This window comes from Pseudomaricurvus sp., assembly GCF_965662505.1.
Taxonomy (GTDB): domain Bacteria; phylum Pseudomonadota; class Gammaproteobacteria; order Pseudomonadales; family Cellvibrionaceae; genus Pseudomaricurvus.
Genome location: NZ_CBFIHX010000014.1, coordinates 1 through 16776, shown reverse-complemented (window position 1 = coordinate 16776; position 16776 = coordinate 1). Strand labels below are relative to the sequence as shown.

The following is a 16776-nucleotide window of genomic DNA, read 5'->3' as shown; positions in this document are numbered from 1 at the left end:
CGAGTGCTCAGAGGACGGTTATGCATATCCATTATCCCGAAATCAAACCGTATCAAACCCAGATGTTGCCCGTCGACCGCGGTCACTCTCTCTATGTTGAACAGTCCGGCAATCCAGAGGGAATTCCGGTGCTCTTTGTGCACGGTGGCCCGGGCGCGGGCAGCCATAAACAGGATCGCAGTTTTTTTGATCCGGCTCGCTACCGCATTATTCTGTTTGATCAGCGCGGAGCCGGTCGCTCGACGCCTCATGCGTCACTGGAGAACAACAATACACAGACACTGGTGGAGGATATCGAAACCATACGGCAGTACTTGGGCATCGAGCGATGGGTACTGTTTGGTGGATCCTGGGGATCGACCTTAAGTCTGGTTTATGCACAGACCCATCCGACGCGGGTGATGGGTATGATCCTGCGGGGGATCTTTTTGTGTCGCGAGCAGGATATTGACTGGTTTTACCGTCGCGGAGCGAGTTTGATTTTCCCGGATTACTGGGAGGATTTTCTGCACCCGGTTCCCGACGAAGAGAGGGACAACCTGGTTGAGGCGTACTATCAGCGTCTCACTGGCGATAACGAGCTGGCGAAAATGTCCTGTGCCAAGGCCTGGTCTTTGTGGGAGGCGCGCTGTGCTACCTTGAGGCCAAACCCCGATTTACACGATGCCTTTTCGGATCCCCATACCGCGCTAGCGCTGGCGCGTATTGAAGCGTTTTATTTTTGCAATCGCGGGTTTCTGGAAGAGAACCAGGTTCTCCGGCAGGCAGCACAGTTGGAGGGAATTCCGGGTATCATCGTGCATGGTCGTTACGATATGATCTGTCCTCTGGACAATGCGTTGGCGCTGCATCATGTCTGGCACGATTCCGAATTGCATATTGTCCGTGATGCCGGACACGCTTCCTGTGAAGCCAGTATTGTGGATGCATTAATACGTGCCACACGGGCGATGGCCAGACGGTTTTCCGAGGACAACCCAACACTCGCTTGATGTGTATGCCTGATACCTTGCTGAGCGATGAAACCCGTACTCAGTGCACTCTATATCTGTACAATACGTCATTTTTGAACGTGCGGGAGCGTGAGTGTGCGGGGATTAATTCAGAGGGTCAGCCGGGCCAGTGTCGAAGTCGAAGGGGAAAGCGTCGGTAATATTTCCCGAGGCATATTGTTGTTGTTGGGTGTAGAGCGAGACGACACGCCGGCGTCTGTGGAGAAGATGATTCACAAGTTAGTGAACTATCGGATATTCCCGGACGACGATGGCAAAATGAATTTGAGCGTATCGGATATCGAGGGCGGGATTCTGGTGGTTTCCCAATTCACTTTGGCTGCGGATACCCGCAAGGGGATGCGCCCTGGGTTCTCCACGGCAGCGGCCCCGGAATTGGCTCAAGAGCTTTACAATCAGTTTGTTGAGCAGCTTAAAGCTCGCCACGATGATGTGGCCACGGGCATTTTTGCTGCGGATATGAAAATAGAGTTGCTCAATGATGGTCCGGTGACGTTTTTACTGGAAACCTAGCCCCCAAACAGGGTGGCAGAAAATTCATCGAAAATTCTTCAGAAAAGCTTAAGGTCTATACTGTGGGGCAGTCATATTTGAATACAGAAGGGAATGAGCAGTTGATACCGGATGCACCGGAAATTACGGAGGTCCTTGAGGGACGAATCCTAATTGTGGACGACAATCCTGTGAACACCGCGCTGATGGAGAAAATTCTGCGTCACGAAGGTTACACGCAAATCGATGTGACCTGTAAACCGGTAAAAGTGGTCGAGATGTACGGTGATGACCCTTACGACCTGGTGCTTTTGGATGTGCACATGCCAACCATGAATGGCCTGCAGGTTTTGGCAAAACTGCGGGAGTCGTTTCCGGATGAGTACTTGCCGGTGGTGATGCTGACGGCCGATCACAGTGATGAAACCCGCAATCAGTGTTTATCCGCAGGCGCCAAGGATTTTATTGGCAAGCCTTTTGATCGCACTGAAGTGGCACTGCGTGTACGCAACATTATGGAATCTCGTTTACTGCACAAGGCATTAAAAGACCAGAACGAAGAGTTGGAAGAGCGTGTTCAGGAGCGCACCCAGCAGCTTTATGAGGCGCAGAGTAAAGTGATTGAGTGCCTGGGTAAGGCCGCTGAGTACCGTGATAATGAGACCGGTATGCACGTGATTCGTATGAGTCAAAGCTGTGCGCTACTGGGCAAGGAGCTGGGGCTGGATGATGAGCAGTGTGAACTTATCCTGCGAGCCAGTCCCATGCACGATATTGGCAAGATTGCCATTCCTGACGAGGTATTGCTAAAGCCCGGTATTCTGAACACACAAGAATGGGAGACGATGAAGACTCATTCGGAAGTGGGGGCAGAAATTCTCAGCGGTTATGATTCCGAGTTGATGCAGGCTGCCGCTGAAATCGCCAGAACTCATCACGAGCGCTGGGATGGCAAGGGTTATCCCAGTGGCCTGAAAGGGGAAGAAATTCCTCTGTACACTCGCATTGTCAGTGTTTGTGATGTGTTTGATGCCCTAACTTCAGAGCGTCCCTACAAAAAAGCCTGGAGTGTTAAAGAAGCGATGGACTATCTGCATGCCCACAGCGGGACTCAGTTCGATCCAGCTGTAGTAGAGGCGTTTGTGCGGGTACTGGATCGGGTGGTCTCATTACGCTATCGGTTTCCAGATATTACGGTCATGCATTGAGGTGAATCCCCGGCGGGTTATTTGTACGACCGTATTTGACAGGCATGATCTACAGAGTTGATTTTCACTGAGAGAGAACTTCAGCAAAAGGGGAGAACCAGTGGATCCGTTCTCCGGGTTTAATCTTCAAGCCTGGATTCTTTGGGCGCGCGACTGAGTATGCGTCCGAATAATAGTCCCACCTCAAACAACAGCCACATCGGCAGTGCCAGTAACGACTGGGACATAATGTCCGGCGGGGTCAGCAGCATACCAAACACAAAACAGCCGACGATAATGTAAGGACGTTTTTGTGCCAGTCCCTCCGGCGAGATCACGCCAGCGACAATCAGAATTACGGCGGCGATGGGGATCTCAAACGCCAGTCCGAAAGCAAAAAACAGCTTGAGTACAAAGTCCAGATAGCTGCTGATGTCGGTCATGACGGTGACGTTGGTCGGGCCGACGCTGGTAAAAAAGCCAAAAATCAGCGGAAAGACGACGAAATACGCAAACGCCATTCCGGCGTAGAATAACAGTATGCTGGAAATCAGAATGGGAACGGCCAGCCGTCTTTCTTGGTGGTAGAGAGCTGGTGAGATAAATGACCAGATTTGGTAAAGCACAAACGGCATCGATAAAAACAGCGCCAGGAAAAAGGTCAGCTTAAACGGCGTTAGAAAGGGGGAAGCCACTTCGGTGGCAATCATGGTGCTGTTTTCGGGGAGCAGGTTTTGCAGAGGCTCAGAGACAAAGGTGTAGATGTCATTGGCAAAGTAAAACAGGCCACAAAAGATGACGAGGATAAACAGAACAATTCGCAGCACCCGATCACGCAGTTCTACCAGATGCTGAACCAGTGTCATTTCCTGATCGTTGGAAGGATTGTCGTTCATAAGTTTATTACGAAGTCTCAGTGACGGCCGCTGTCTGAAGGTTTGCGTTGGGCACCTTCCTGCGGCTCAGCAGAAATAGAACTTTCTGTGGTGTTATTAGGGGTGTCTGCTGCCGGAGTGTCGTCAGCGGGAATGTCGCTGCCAATCTTGTGATCTGCTTCACCGGTCTTACTTGGCGTCGTGTCACTGGCGTTATCCAGATCACTCAGCGAGTCGGACACATCTTTCAGGCTGTTTTCGACGTCTTTCATACTGCCCTGGATATCATCGACGTTCTCACCGACGGCGCGGGCGATTGCATCTTTGGAAGAATTCAGGCGCTGCATAATGTCTTCATTGTGCAGTTGACGACGAATATCATCAGCACCGATTTGTTGTTCAAACTCGGTGCGTGTGTTTTGGATGCCGCGCTTCAGTCGCCCCCACCACAAACCCAGGGTGCGCAGGGTTTCGGGCAGGCGTTCAGGGCCGATGACCAGCAGGCCAACGACACCGATGACAAGAAGCTCGAAAAAACCGATATCAAACACGTCAGCTTACTTGTTACTGTCGACTTTTTCGGATTCGCCGTTAACGACTTTCTCGGCATCCCCACTTTTGTTTTCGACCTTGCCTGCTTCAGCTTCTTCTTCGGCTTTTTTATCTTCATCGCCCATGGCTTTTTTGAAGCCCTTGATCGCGCCGCCGAGATCGCCGCCGAGGTTGCGCAGGCGTTTGGTGCCGAACAACATGAAAACAATGGCCAGGATAATCAACAGCTGCCAAATACTAATTCCACCGATACCCATAGGGTTACTCCAAGTCGATGTACAAGAATTGTACGTTAATCAAAAGTGTGTGAAGCAAACTCGTTTGCGTGATGGCTTGCTGGAGCCGCTTCAATTGTTTTTATTGATCAGTGTTTGTTGCGAGACGCTTTTTCTTCCAGGCCGGACATATCAAATCGACGAGCCAGTTCATTCAATACCGCTGAGGCGTCTTCACCCAGATGAGAGAGCATCACCAGTGAGTGAAACCACAGATCTGCCGTTTCGTAGATCACCTCGCGGTTGTCACCGCTGGTTTGTGCGTCTTTGGCCGCTAACACCGTCTCAACCGCTTCTTCGCCGACCTTTTCCAGAATTTTGTTGAGCCCTTTCTGATGCAGGCTGGCGACGTAAGACTTGCTGTCGTCTCCGGCGGTTTTGCGCTCTTCAAGAATGCGGCACAATTCGGTCAGTATATCCGTGTTGCGTAAATCATTTGTGACACTCATGCGTAGATCTCTTTGGGGTCTTTCAATACCGGGTCAACGGCGACCCACTGTCCATCTTTCAGCACGCGATAAAAGCAGGATTCTCTGCCGGTATGACAGGCCATGCCGCCCAATTGTTCCACTTGCAGGACAATCACGTCTTCGTCGCAGTCCAGACGGATTTCACTGACTATCTGAGTGTGGCCTGAGCTTTCACCTTTGCGCCACAACTGTTGGCGCGAGCGGGACCAGTATACAGCGCGGCCTTCATCGGCGGTGAGTTGTAGGGATTCGCGGTTCATCCACGCCATCATCAGAATGCGGCCGCTTTTGGCATCTTGAGCGATGGCGGGCACCAGACCGTCGTCGGTCCACTTGATGCTGTCGAGAAAGGCCTTGTCGGTCACGTGTGTTTTCACCTTACAAATAACGTATCAGGTCGCCGATTCTAACCTATCCCGCCGTCTTTGGATATTCACCATACAACCGCCAGCAAGGTGGTTACTGGCTGACCCAGGCCCAGCCAGCGATAGCCACCAGCACCCAGCTGTAGGTGGGAATGGCACTCAAATTAACGCCGGCAGCCGGCAGTGCTGTGGCGACTGCGCCAAAGCCTGCCAATACACCAATCAATAGTCGACGGCGGGTTCGTCCGGCGTTGGCTTTCTGACGATTGATGAGCTCGGTGGCCCGTTCCAGCTTGGGCGTGAGTTCGCCCAGCTGCTGGACCTGATCCAGCGCAGCGGAGAGCTTGTGAGGCATTTGTGGCGCCTGCTCCATCAATTCGGGGCCATAGCGCTTGAGCTGTTGCCACAGGCTGCGAGGATTGAAGCGCTCCTGCATCCAGCGTTCCATATAGGGGTGGGCGGTCTGCCACAGGTCCAGATCGGGATAGAGTTGGCGCCCCAATCCTTCGATATTGAGCAGGGTTTTTTGCAGTAGGACCAGTTGCGGCTGCACTTCCATGTCAAAGCGACGAGCGGTTTGGAACAGCGTAATAACGATCTGTCCGAAGGAGATCTCCCGCAGGGGCTTTTCAAAAATCGGTTCACAGACGGTACGAATGGCGGCCTCAAACTCGTTCACCGGGGTATCTTCCGGCACCCAGCCGCTCTGTACGTGGAGTTCGGCGACAAGGCGGTAGTCGCGGCGGAAGATGGCCAGCAGATTGCGCGCCATATAGTACTGGTCGGCCTGAGTCAGCGAGCCAACAATGGCCATATCCACGGCGATGTACTGCGGCCGCTGGGGATGCTCGCGGGAGACAAAGATGTTGCCCGGGTGCATGTCGGCGTGGAAGAAGTTGTGCTCGAACACCTGAGTGAAGAAAATTTCAACGCCGCGTTCGGCCAGCATTTTCATATTGGTATTCTGTTCGGCCAGCGCGTTCATGTCGGTCACCGGAATGCCGTAGATACGTTCCATCACCATCACGTTGGCGCGGGTGTAATCCCAGAAAATTTCCGGCACATAGAGCATGGGGGAGTTGGCAAAGTTGCGGCGCAGCTGCGAGGCGTTGGCGGCTTCCCGCTGTAGATTCAGTTCGTCGAAAATGGTGTGTTCGTACTCTTCCACCACTTCCACTGGCCGCAGGCGCTGGCCGTCGGTGGCAAAACGCTGCACCAGTTTCGCCAGCAGGTACATCAGAGTGATGTCTTTTTCGATGGTGGTTTCGATACCGGGGCGGATGACCTTGATGACGATGTCCTGCCCGGATTCTTTCAATTTGGCCGTGTGCACCTGGGCCACCGAGGCGGAGGCCAGGGGTTCGGGATCAAAGTCGTCGAACAGCTCGCCCACGGGTTTGCCCAGGGCTTTCTCAATAATGTCCCGGCACTGGTCGTTATCAAACGGGGCGACGTTGTCCTGCAGGTGGTCCAGTTCTTCCACAATATCGGGAGCAATCAGGTCCGGACGCGTGGAGAGCACCTGCCCAAACTTGATAAACACGGGCCCCAGATCTTCAAAGAAATGCCGCAGGCGCTGGCCGCGAGTCTGCGAGCTGGCTGGCAGGATCAGGGCCAAGAGTTTCAGTAACAGCGCCAGAGCCCAGGGCAGCCGGTGGCGTGGCAGCAGCTCATCCAGTCGGTAGCGCAGAGCGGTGATGAGGATTCTCAAAAATCGGAACAGGGCAACCACGTGGGGGGAAATCCTTATGCTTTTGACTTGGTAGAAGATGAACGCAGACGTTCGAAGCGAGCCAGCAGTCGGTCACTGGCCAGCCGCAGGGCATCCACTTGATCGTTAAAGTGCTGCAATTCGGCAGCGGAAGGAATCGCGCGCAACTCTTCGGTCAGAAATTCACTCATCAGCCGTTTACCGCTCTGGCCGCGCTCTTTGATCCAGCGAAACTGACTGCGGGCTTTCTCTGCCAGCTGATGACCCGCTACATCTCCCAGCCACTCGTTGATGGCTTCTTCCCAGTCGAGATCCAGATCGCTGGCGATGCTTTTGATGTCCGCCAGCAGTGCGGTGTTGCCCCAGGCTTCGACATTCGCTTCAGCCAGATTGACCCGCTCGCTGGTGGCCAGCACCAGTAAGCCTGGCAGTGAACCGCGTAAACAGGTGGTCGGATCGTCGATATTGGCCGATATACGGATGCCGTCTTCCTCGAAGTGGCAACACAGGGGAAAGTGCTTTCCGGCAAGAGCGATTTCGATCGCCAGGCTTTTGCCGGCCAGGGCCTGACAACGCAGGCGGGAAGCCGGATCGTAGCGCAGCGCTTTATTGATCGCAGCCTCCAGTGAGGCGGTGGCCGCAGCGCTGAGTGTGGGGTCGACCATAACCGTGTGATTCCTGTGTTCGGGGCGTGGTTAAGGTTTGGTGCCTTTGTGCAGCGCGACAATACCACCGGTCATATTGTGGAACTCGCAGTTGGCAAAGCCGGCGTCCGCCATCATGGTTTTCAGCGTTTGCTGATCCGGATGCATACGGATGGATTCCGCCAGATACGCGTAGCTGTCGGCATCGTTGGTGACCAGCTTGCCCATAAACGGCAGCAGTTTGAACGAGTAGGTGTCGTAGGCTTTGGTCAGCAGATCGCTCTGGGGTTTGGAAAACTCCAGCACCAGCAGGCGGCCACCGGGCTTCAGGACTCGCAGCATGGAGCGCAGCGCCAGATCCTTGTCCGTCACATTGCGCAGACCGAAGGCGATGGTGATGCAATCAAAGGTGTTGTCCGGAAACGGCAAATATTGAGCGTCCGCCTGACTGACCACCAGGTTGCCCGCAACGCCGCGGTCTGTGAGGCGGTCGCGACCCACCCGCAGCATGGATTCGTTGATATCAGCCAGAACCACCAGACCCTCGGGGCCTACCAGCTTGGAAAACTTATAGCTGAGGTCGCCGGTCCCGCCGGCAATGTCGAGCACTTTGTGGCCGCGGCGCACACCGGACAATTCGATGGTGAAGCGTTTCCACAGACGGTGAACTCCGCCGGACATGAGATCGTTCATCAGGTCGTACTTGGCGGCAACCGAGTGGAATACATCGGCTACGCGACCGGCTTTCTCGTCCACCGGAACTTCCTGAAAGCCAAAATGGGTGGTTTTTTTCTCGCTCATGGTCTCTTCGCTTGTTCGATGACGTGGGGCCGGGTCATTGTACCCTGTGAGGCTCGCTATAGGTAATGGGCTAGGTAGTGCGCTGAGCTATAGGTTGCGGTTTGAGGTGTTCAGTGGCCATCCATGGCCGGTCTGTCAGACGGGTTAAGATGCCGGCTCAGGCGCGAACAGTTTCGACACCGGATTCGCGACCAATCAGCAACACATCGGCCGGACGACAGGCGAACAGGCCGTTAGTGACTACACCGACGATCTGGTTGATGGCCGTCTCCATCTCGGTGGGGAGGTGGATTGCCATGTTGTAGACGTCGAGGATGACGTTGCCGTTATCGGTGATGCAGTTTTCGCGGTAGACCGGGTCGCCGCCCAGTTTGACCAGCTCACGAGCCACGTGGGAGCGAGCCATGGGAATCACTTCCACCGGCAGCGGGAAGCTCCCCAGAGTGTCGACCCACTTGCTGCCGTCAGCAATACAGACAAATTCATCGGCGACTGCCGCTACGATTTTTTCACGAGTCAGAGCGGCGCCGCCGCCTTTGATCAACTCCAGAGCCGGGTTGGTTTCATCGGCACCATCGACGTAGACCACCAGAGAGTCGGCATTGTTGAGATCGTACACCGGAATCCCGTGGGATTTCAGTCGCTCGGCAGATGCTTCGGAGCTGGCCACAGCGCCGTCAAAGCTGCCTTGGATTTCGGCCAGATAGTCGATAAAGAAGTTGGCGGTAGAGCCGGTGCCCACGCCGACAATACTGTCGATATCGAGTTTTGGCTGGATGTAATCGACAGCGGCTTTGGCAACGGCTTTTTTGAGTTCGTCTTGGGTCATGGCTTGGTCTTCTGTGCGTTTCGGTGAAAGAGGGAAGATTTGCGGCCTATTATACGGTGACAGCGGTTGCGTCGATAGCCGTTTCTGGGTCAATGATTTACTATGTCCCCCTTTGATTCGCCGGAGCCTGTCGAGGTTTCGGCCCGTTTCAGTTTGCCATCTGATTTTTCACGACCGACCGGAATGAGTTTCACCATGCCCCAGTCTTACATCAAGCGAATCCTCGACGCACGTATCTATGACGTAGCCGTTGAGACACCTTTGGATCACGCAGGTTACATGTCGACCCGTTTGAAAAATAACGTGTTGTTTAAGCGTGAAGACCTGCAACCGGTGTTTTCTTTCAAAATTCGCGGGGCTTACAACAAGCTGCGTCAGTTGTCGAAAGAGCAACTGGATGCGGGGGTGATTTGCGCTTCAGCGGGCAATCACGCTCAGGGACTGGCCTTGTCGGCGGCAAAAATGGGGGTGAAGGCCACCATCGTCATGCCGCGCACCACGCCGGCTATTAAAGTGAACGCCGTAAAAGCCCGCGGTGCCAAGCTGGTGCTGCACGGCGATACCTACGATGAGGCGTCCGCTCACGCGCAGATGCTGGTGAAAGAAAAAGGCATGACCTATATCCACCCCTACGACGATCCTGACGTAATTGCGGGTCAGGGTACGGTAGCGCTGGAGATTCTGCGTCAGCATCCGGCGCATATCGATGCCGTGTTTGTCCCTGTGGGCGGTGGTGGTCTGTGCGCAGGCGTGGCGGCGTATATCAAGTTTGTGCGTCCGGATGTGAAGGTGTTTGCGGTGGAGCCGGAAGATGCGGCCTGTCTGAAAGCCGCGATGGAGAACAAGCGTCGGGTGAAACTGTCGCAGGTAGGTATTTTTGCGGATGGTGTCGCTGTGGCCCAGATCGGCAAAGAGACCTACCGGGTGCTTAAAGACACCATCGACGGCGTGATCACGGCGTCCACGGACGAGATCTGCGCGGCGATCAAGGACGTGTTTGAAGATACCCGCTCTATCACCGAGCCCGCCGGCGCGCTGGCATTGGCAGGTCTGAAGAAGTACGTGGCGGAGCAGGGCGTGGAAAATCAGACGCTTGTTGCGATCACCAGTGGTGCCAACACCAACTTCGATCGTCTGCGCTACATTTCTGAGCGCACCGAGATCGGTGAGAAACGTGAAGCCATTCTGGCGGTAACGATTCCGGAAAAAGCGGGTTCCTACAAGACCTTCTGCCGGGATCTGGGCAAAAGCCGCAATATCTCAGAGTTTAACTACCGTTACGCCGATGACCGCGAAGCGCGGATTTTTGTCGGTGTGCAGGTCTCCCCGGATCAGGAGGATCGCAAAGATCTGGTACAGGGGCTGGTGGATAAGGGTTACGAAGTGGTCGATATGACCGATAACGATGTGGCCAAGATGCACATCCGCCATATGGTAGGTGGACACGCTCCGCAAGTGGACAACGAAAAAGTCTACCGGTTTGAGTTCCCGGAGCGTCCCGGTGCCTTGTTTAACTTTCTTTCGCAGCTGGCCGGGCGCTGGAATATCTCCATGTTCCACTATCGCAACCACGGCTCTGCCTACGGTCGGGTACTGGTCGGTATGCAGGTGCCTAAAGAAGAACACAAACAGGTCGATAAGTTTCTTAGTGAGCTGGGTTATCCCTACTGGGATGAGACGCAAAACGAGGCTTATCAGTTCTTCCTGGGCTAGGCAGTGCTTTCTCCAGGCGGTTCTTTCAGAAGTGAAAGAGTACTTCAGAAGTGAAAGAGTACTTCCTGGATGAGGATCTACAGCCGCCGCCCCTTTTTGGGGCTGCCACTGCGTGCCGGATCAATTACTTTTTCTTATGTCGGAATTTTGGTCTGCCGGGTGCTGAATTAGATAAAAAGGCATAATACGCCAACTTCTCCTCTGTAAGTGCTCACTCACTCTGTGAGCTGCGTCTCAACTGAATGCCAAGCCTCTTGTTGAAGGACGTATTTCTCATAAAATACAACTCTCAGAACCAATTGTAGTGAAAGGCTTGGCGTTTTAATGTTTATTCGGTATAAAACTTGCTCTCTTCGCTCTAGACAACAACATAATAAGAAGGGCCTTAGGGGGTTTTAAATGAAAGTTGATGTACTTACGATCGCAGTGGTGGTGTTTGTTCTCGGTGTGTTAGGCAGCTCCCTGGACTTGGGTGAAGCCTTTGCCGATGATCAGCAAATGCCGTCCGCACTGCAGCAAGGCATTACACAAAGTTAATGCCAGTTGGCGCCAATAGGGACGTTGGCGTTGATATCTTCTTATTTAGGTTTCCTGAAATCCCGCTCGATTACGCTTCTTCACACCTGTTTTCCTGCTCTTGCACAACGATTCTTCAGTTCACACTCAGTAGCGCCGCTGTATTTCACTCTTGCCTGACAGCACTTCAATTCGTGAAAAAATCTAACGGTATCGGGGAAACGGTGGCGTAGAGGATTTGTTTTTTTGATGTGTAATGGTGCGCCAAAGCTTCCGGCAGGCAAAAGATGCACAACCGGTGAGCGGTGCAAAGGTCAGGGGCGTGAGCGAAGGATTCAGTCAGTCGCCCCGGATGAGCATGAAGCTCGGGAGATTAGATGCGGAATTCGATGCGCTCGTTGCCGCTGTCTGCGCGGGAATATATTCCAACGCAATCAATCTGCTCTGCGTTGCCCGCTGTTTTGTCAGCGATAACGTCGATGTCTTCAATACTGATGCCACCGGCATTGAGCTCCTGCATTTTTTTCGCAGCCAGTTTACGCAACACCGCGCCGCCGGTTTGAAAAAAATCAGCCTGGAATACAGCGCAGTAGCGAACCCAGAATTGTTCGCCCGCATTAGACCAGTGAGCCAGAGAAAAATAACCTTTGTACAACATATAAACTCCTGCTTTGGGCTTGTGACCCATTGGCAAACATTCAGGGGTTACCTGTTGAGTGCTTGCGGTTCGTGTCTGAACACCGTGGCTTTCGATAAAAAATCACACAGCGTATTCAGTATTTACGTTTTCAGGTTGCGTTTATGTACAGTCGCGGTGTGCGTAAAGGCATACGCGTGACCAGTTCATAACTGATGGTGCCAACACAATTGGCAATGTCATTAAGTGGAATGTTGTGCCCCCATAATTCCACATTGTCGCCTACATTAACAGTCCCGATTTCAGTGACATCCACGGTAATCATATCCATGGAAACACGTCCGGCCAGTTCGGCGCGTTGGCCGTTGATAAATACCGGCGTGCCGTTGGGCATCTGTCGTGGATAACCGTCACCGTATCCGATGGCGACGGTGGCAATAGTAGAGCGACGTTGTGCTGTCCAGCTGCGACCGTAACCGACGGTTTCGCCCGCCTCGATGGTACGCACACCAATCACTTCTGACTCCAGTGACATAACGGTCTTCAATTTATCCGCATTCACTTGCGCGTCCGGGAACGGTGACGATCCGTACAACATAATACCGGGGCGGGTATAGTTGCCGTGTGCTTGTGGCCACGCAAGAATGCCCGCTGAGTTGGCCAGACTGACGGGGGCTGTTAAGCCTTCTGTCATAGAGGCAAAGCAATCAATCTGTTGCTGAGTAAAATCACTGTTCAGTTCATCGGCGGCTGCAAAGTGAGTGGCGATAACTATGTCATCGGCCACAAACGGCAAAGCCTTAAGGCGGGCGTACGACTGTTTTACCTGATCACCGGTGAGCCCTAAACGGTGCATGCCGGTGTCGGCTTTTAGCCAGACGTTCAGTGCGTTGGACGGTGTTGCGTCCAGGTTGGCTTGTGTTGCGTCGAGCTTGGCTTGGGCGATCATCTCAACCTGCTCAATGCCGCTGGCCATCAACCAGAAATTTTGTTCGCTGGCGGTGATGATTTCGTCGGCTTCGAACGCGCCTTCTAAAAGCAGAATCGGTTTTACGATTCCGGCCTGACGCAATTCGATGGCTTCTTCGATACAGGCAACAGCCAGAATCGGAGCCAGTGGCTCCAGAGTTTTAGCGACGGCCACACTGCCGTGACCATAAGCGTTGGCTTTCACAACGCCCAGCGGTTGCGCATTGGGCGTTAACTTTTGAGCCAGTTGATAGTTGTGGCGAATAGCAGCCAGATCAACGATGGCTTTGGCGGGACGGCTCATACGCGTCTTTTACTCTCAGCCTGCGATCAGTAGTTGTGCTTGCCGGCACTGTAAAGCGTTTGTGCGGCTTGCCACACATCGCCCACTTCGCCATTGCCCACGGGCTTGCCATCAATTTCGATGACGGGAGCAATTTCTTTGGAAGAAGAAGTGACCCACACTTCGTCGGCATTGAAGACTTCGTCCATGGTCACAATGCGCTCTTCCATTTTAATGGTGCCGTCTTTTTTCAGGATGTCGAGCAGCATAAAGCGGGTGATGCCTGGCAGAATCTGATTGTCCAGTGGTGGCGTGGCCACAACACCGTCTTTCACGATGTAGGCGTTGCAGGCGGAAGCTTCAGTCAATTCATTGTTGGCGTTGAACAGCAGAGTTTCGTTCGCGCCCTGTGCATAGCCTTGTTGGAAATGCATGACATTGCCCAGCAGAGCCGTGGATTTAATGTGGCAGCGTTCCCAGCGCAGATCGCGGGTGGTGCTGACCTTGTAGCCTTTGGCTTGTTGCTTATCGGCAACGGGAGCGGCGGGAATTTCAAAAGCGAACGCAAACACGGTTGGCGCAACGCCTTCCGGATAAGCGTGGAAACGTTTGGTGTCGGCACCACGGCTGACGTGAAGGTAAATGCCCAGATTGCCGTTGCCATTTTTTTCGATCAGGTTTTCACAGACTTCACGCCACTTTTCCAGCGGCCAGGAGAAGTCGATACCAATTTCTTGCATGCCGTTGTTCATGCGCTCGATGTGCGGTGCGAAACCCACCAGCTGACCATCATAAGATGGAATCACTTCGTAAATGCCATCGCCAAACAAAAAGCCACGATCCATGGGAGAGATTTTGGCCTCTTCCATTGGCATAAACGCGTCATTCAAAAAAACAATACTCATGGGTTCTTTCTCTATACATCGGTGGTGGGGCTGGCTTGCTTTCCCCTTGTGGAGCTAGATGCCAACTGACTAATAAGGCTTATCAATAAGGCAAACTTTATCATAAGGCCCCGGAGTAAAATCGATTATTCATACGCTGGTTCGGTGAAATCCACTACCAAAACTCAGGTTTTAGTGGAATCCACTGATTTTAACCTTATTAATGACGACTGGCGGCAGATTTTGGTGTCGTCGATTTCAACTGCTGACGTTAGTTGATGGTGTCCCGGCTGCTGTCTGCCAGCAGTCTTGGCAGGATGCGATCATCGTCTGTGCGCCAGTTACAACAAAAGCTCAATTCCGGAGCTTCCTGTGTGGTGTCCAGTTCCATCAGTTGTTCTTGCTTTAACAGGTCTTCTACCAGAGGGCGAGGCAGCAGCGTGATTCCCAGTCCCTGTCGGGCCAGGGTTAACAGGCTTTCGGCAGAGCTGCAGGTGTGCAGCATTGGGCGTCGATCGTTCATCGGGGCAAACAGGTCGTGCAGGTATTGCCAGGGGTGGGTGCCGCGGGGAAAACTGAGAATTGGAAAGCGGGCCAGTTGGTCCAGCTCCAGGGTTCCGCTCAGGCTGGGGTGGGTTTCGAACAGCGCCGGAGAGGCAACCCAGCACTGTGAATAGCTGCACAGTGGTTGGCTGACCGTGGTGTGGGAGTGCTCCCGGGCCACCATCAACGCCAGATCCAGTTCGTGGTTTTCCAGTTGTTTTTGCAGCAGGCTGGAAACGTCCACGGCAATTTCGAATTCAATCAGCGGAAACTGTTCGTGCCAGTGGCTGAGCAGCGGTCCGACCCACAGGTGAGCGATGGTGTCGGCGATGCCGATTTTGATGGTGCCCGTTTCGGGCACGTCTTCACTGATCTGATTTTTCATCTCGCGGCTGATGGCAACCAGCTTTTCGGCGTAGGGCAGAAGTTGCTGGCCACGTGACGTAAGGCGTGTACCACCGGTATCGCGGATAAACAGCTTCACGCCCAGCTCGGTTTCCAGTGCCGCAATGCGGGCGGAAATAGCCGGTTGAGTGGCGTGCAGTTGGCGCGCCGCGGCGTGAAAGCTTTCCAGTTGAGCCACTTTGACAAAGGTCGATAAGTTTCTGATCCGCATACTGGTTGCTCTTGTAAGAGGTTGCGTTTTAATTTGCAAAGCCGGTGAGTTGACGCATCAGTTGTTAAATCCAGTCAGCTTGCGCAGTTCGTGAATCACACTGATGCCTTCGGATGCGGGCATGCCATCCTCGGTTAATGTATTCAGGCGAGTGACGCCGTCAACGCTACCTCGCTCCGATAAATATTGCAGAATGGCTTCCGGGTCAATGTCTGCCAGTAAGTCCTGTTGTTTCCACCAGCCCAGAAGGGCAATCAGTCCGTGCGCCGCCCAGTTGGACACATCGGCAATAACCAGTTCGCTGCAAGTGGTGGCTGCGGGAACAATGTCCAGATTTTTGAGCGCGTCCTGAATGTTCCCCATGCCGATTTCGTTGCCGCCGTCACCAATGGCAATGGTCGGGCAGCTGGCTTGTTGCATAAATGTATCGAAACAGGCCGCGCGCGGACTGATGTCCTCTCCGCGCATATTGTAGTAGTTGCCATCGGCTGCCTGTCCGGGGCGTTCAATGGAAATGATCAGTTCCGGCTGCAGTTGTTGCAGCGCCTGCTGCGCTTCCTGCTCTCGCTGATTGTGGGGGCCAACTTTGATTTCGTGCACGCGAAACTGATCGGCCATGGACGTGGACAGTGGCGGACCGCAGACAATCACCGGCTGGGCTCCCAGTTTCTCCAGCGCGTTGTACAGAGCAATTGCGCCGACCGGGCCATCGGTTTCAAAGGTGTCGACCACAGGAAAACCGGTACCGATCAATACAGTGCCTTTGATGTCGCGCATCAAACGGGCTGCCCGTCGATAGTAGCCCGGCGTCAACGCACACTGGGCTTCTTTCATGCCGCGCGGGTTGCGAGCGACCAACAAGTCTTCGATGGACTGGCTCAGGGTTTGTTCGTCGGTTGTGGTCTGGTTCATACAGTCTCAGTGCTTGGGTTTGAGTCCGGCTCAGTGTGTGGGTGTGAGCTCGGCTTTATGTGTACGCGGTTTGGTCGCTTCAATCGAGCGGCGTCAGTTGCGCTCGCTTAAACCGGCTGTGTGCCAAATGCAGTGCATTGTGGGCGTCGTGAATATTGATGGCGGTAAAGTTGACCTTGCCGCCGGGTAACAGTTGCGCCAGCTTGGCCAGATCCAGTGACAGTACCGAGCCCAGCTTCGGGTAGCCGCCAATGGTCTGCCGATCGTTCATCAAAATAATTGGCTGGCCGTCGGCGGGAACCTGTATCGCGCCCAGACAAATGCCTTCGGACAAAATACCCTCAATGTTGGATGTTACCTGTGGCCCTGTGAGTCGATAGCCCATGCGGTCGCAACGATCGCTGACTTCAAACGTGTTGTGGAAAAACAGACGCTGCTGCACCGGACTGAAGGTGTCTTGCTGATAGCCCGGGATAACCCGCAACGTGA

19 protein-coding genes and 1 pseudogene are annotated in these 16776 nt (G+C 53.8%); 5 read left to right on the top strand and 15 right to left on the bottom strand.

All coding sequences use genetic code 11. The annotated features are described in order from the left end of the window. Positions 1–20: 20 nt before the first annotated feature. From pip to ACTG33_RS03390, 3 genes are all read left to right on the top strand, one after another. On the top strand, positions 21–992 hold the full coding sequence (gene pip / locus ACTG33_RS03400; protein WP_439133776.1) for a prolyl aminopeptidase: 972 nt from the start codon (positions 21–23) through the stop codon (positions 990–992). 96 nt (positions 993–1088) lie between these two features. Then, positions 1089–1526 (top strand): D-aminoacyl-tRNA deacylase, encoded by a 438-nt coding sequence (gene dtd, locus ACTG33_RS03395; RefSeq protein ID WP_439133775.1) that lies wholly within the window; start codon positions 1089–1091, stop codon positions 1524–1526. 62 nt (positions 1527–1588) lie between these two features. Continuing rightward, positions 1589–2713 carry an HD domain-containing phosphohydrolase gene (locus tag ACTG33_RS03390; RefSeq protein ID WP_439133774.1) on the top strand — a complete coding sequence of 375 codons (1125 nt, stop codon included), beginning with the start codon at positions 1589–1591 and terminating at the stop codon, positions 2711–2713. A 119-nt stretch (positions 2714–2832) separates the two neighbouring features. Here the strand turns inward: ACTG33_RS03390 and tatC are convergent, their stop codons facing one another. From tatC to rpiA, 9 genes are all read right to left on the bottom strand, one after another. Next, complete coding sequence (gene tatC / locus ACTG33_RS03385; RefSeq protein ID WP_439133773.1) at positions 2833–3588, bottom strand: twin-arginine translocase subunit TatC; 756 nt, start codon at positions 3586–3588, stop codon at positions 2833–2835. Positions 3589–3605: 17 nt separating this feature from the next. Continuing rightward, positions 3606–4118 carry a Sec-independent protein translocase protein TatB gene (tatB, locus tag ACTG33_RS03380; protein WP_439133772.1) on the bottom strand — a complete coding sequence of 171 codons (513 nt, stop codon included), beginning with the start codon at positions 4116–4118 and terminating at the stop codon, positions 3606–3608. Between the two features lie 6 nt (positions 4119–4124). Further along, positions 4125–4376, bottom strand: a complete 252-nt coding sequence (gene tatA, locus ACTG33_RS03375) for a twin-arginine translocase TatA/TatE family subunit (RefSeq protein ID WP_439133771.1) — start codon at positions 4374–4376, stop codon at positions 4125–4127. Between the two features lie 107 nt (positions 4377–4483). Continuing rightward, positions 4484–4843, bottom strand: coding sequence for a phosphoribosyl-ATP diphosphatase (locus tag ACTG33_RS03370; RefSeq protein ID WP_439133770.1), 360 nt, complete (start codon positions 4841–4843; stop codon positions 4484–4486). Next, entirely contained in the window at positions 4840–5229 is a 390-nt protein-coding gene (hisI, locus tag ACTG33_RS03365) for a phosphoribosyl-AMP cyclohydrolase (protein WP_439133769.1), read from the bottom strand. The genes ACTG33_RS03370 and hisI overlap by 4 nt, the downstream gene beginning before the upstream one ends. Positions 5230–5323: 94 nt before the next feature. After that, positions 5324–6961, bottom strand: coding sequence for a ubiquinone biosynthesis regulatory protein kinase UbiB (gene ubiB / locus ACTG33_RS03360; RefSeq protein ID WP_439133768.1), 1638 nt, complete (start codon positions 6959–6961; stop codon positions 5324–5326). A gap of 14 nt (positions 6962–6975) precedes the next feature. Further along, entirely contained in the window at positions 6976–7605 is a 630-nt protein-coding gene (locus ACTG33_RS03355) for a ubiquinone biosynthesis accessory factor UbiJ (RefSeq protein ID WP_439133767.1), read from the bottom strand. A gap of 30 nt (positions 7606–7635) precedes the next feature. Further along, positions 7636–8385: a bifunctional demethylmenaquinone methyltransferase/2-methoxy-6-polyprenyl-1,4-benzoquinol methylase UbiE gene (gene ubiE / locus ACTG33_RS03350; protein WP_439133766.1), complete on the bottom strand. Its 750-nt coding sequence runs from the start codon at positions 8383–8385 to the stop codon at positions 7636–7638. A gap of 157 nt (positions 8386–8542) precedes the next feature. Continuing rightward, positions 8543–9214 carry a ribose-5-phosphate isomerase RpiA gene (gene rpiA, locus ACTG33_RS03345; protein WP_439133765.1) on the bottom strand — a complete coding sequence of 224 codons (672 nt, stop codon included), beginning with the start codon at positions 9212–9214 and terminating at the stop codon, positions 8543–8545. Between the two features lie 195 nt (positions 9215–9409). Between rpiA and ilvA the strand changes: the two genes are divergently transcribed. Together ilvA and ACTG33_RS03335 are read left to right on the top strand one after the other, a co-directional pair. Beyond that, the gene (gene ilvA, locus ACTG33_RS03340; protein WP_439133798.1) at positions 9410–10927 is read left to right on the top strand and encodes a threonine ammonia-lyase, biosynthetic; all 1518 of its coding nucleotides are present in this window, start codon (positions 9410–9412) and stop codon (positions 10925–10927) included. 399 nt (positions 10928–11326) lie between these two features. Next, the gene (locus ACTG33_RS03335) at positions 11327–11464 is read left to right on the top strand and encodes a hypothetical protein (protein ID WP_439133764.1); all 138 of its coding nucleotides are present in this window, start codon (positions 11327–11329) and stop codon (positions 11462–11464) included. Between the two features lie 352 nt (positions 11465–11816). Here ACTG33_RS03335 and ACTG33_RS03330 read toward each other — a convergent pair whose 3' ends face one another. From ACTG33_RS03330 to ACTG33_RS03305, 6 genes and pseudogenes are all read right to left on the bottom strand, one after another. Continuing rightward, positions 11817–12101 (bottom strand): hypothetical protein, encoded by a 285-nt coding sequence (locus ACTG33_RS03330; RefSeq protein WP_439133763.1) that lies wholly within the window; start codon positions 12099–12101, stop codon positions 11817–11819. A 130-nt stretch (positions 12102–12231) separates the two neighbouring features. Next, positions 12232–13353: an alanine racemase gene (gene alr / locus ACTG33_RS03325; protein ID WP_439133762.1), complete on the bottom strand. Its 1122-nt coding sequence runs from the start codon at positions 13351–13353 to the stop codon at positions 12232–12234. Between the two features lie 26 nt (positions 13354–13379). Beyond that, positions 13380–14237: a D-amino acid aminotransferase gene (locus ACTG33_RS03320; RefSeq protein ID WP_439133761.1), complete on the bottom strand. Its 858-nt coding sequence runs from the start codon at positions 14235–14237 to the stop codon at positions 13380–13382. A 250-nt stretch (positions 14238–14487) separates the two neighbouring features. Continuing rightward, positions 14488–15375, bottom strand: a complete 888-nt coding sequence (locus ACTG33_RS03315; RefSeq protein WP_439133760.1) for a LysR family transcriptional regulator — start codon at positions 15373–15375, stop codon at positions 14488–14490. 57 nt (positions 15376–15432) lie between these two features. Further along, a complete protein-coding gene (locus ACTG33_RS03310; protein ID WP_439133759.1) occupies positions 15433–16287 on the bottom strand; it encodes a DUF4392 domain-containing protein in 855 nt (284 codons plus the stop codon). A gap of 79 nt (positions 16288–16366) precedes the next feature. Further along, positions 16367–16776 (bottom strand): annotated as a pseudogene (locus tag ACTG33_RS03305) (allophanate hydrolase); the annotation flags it as partial.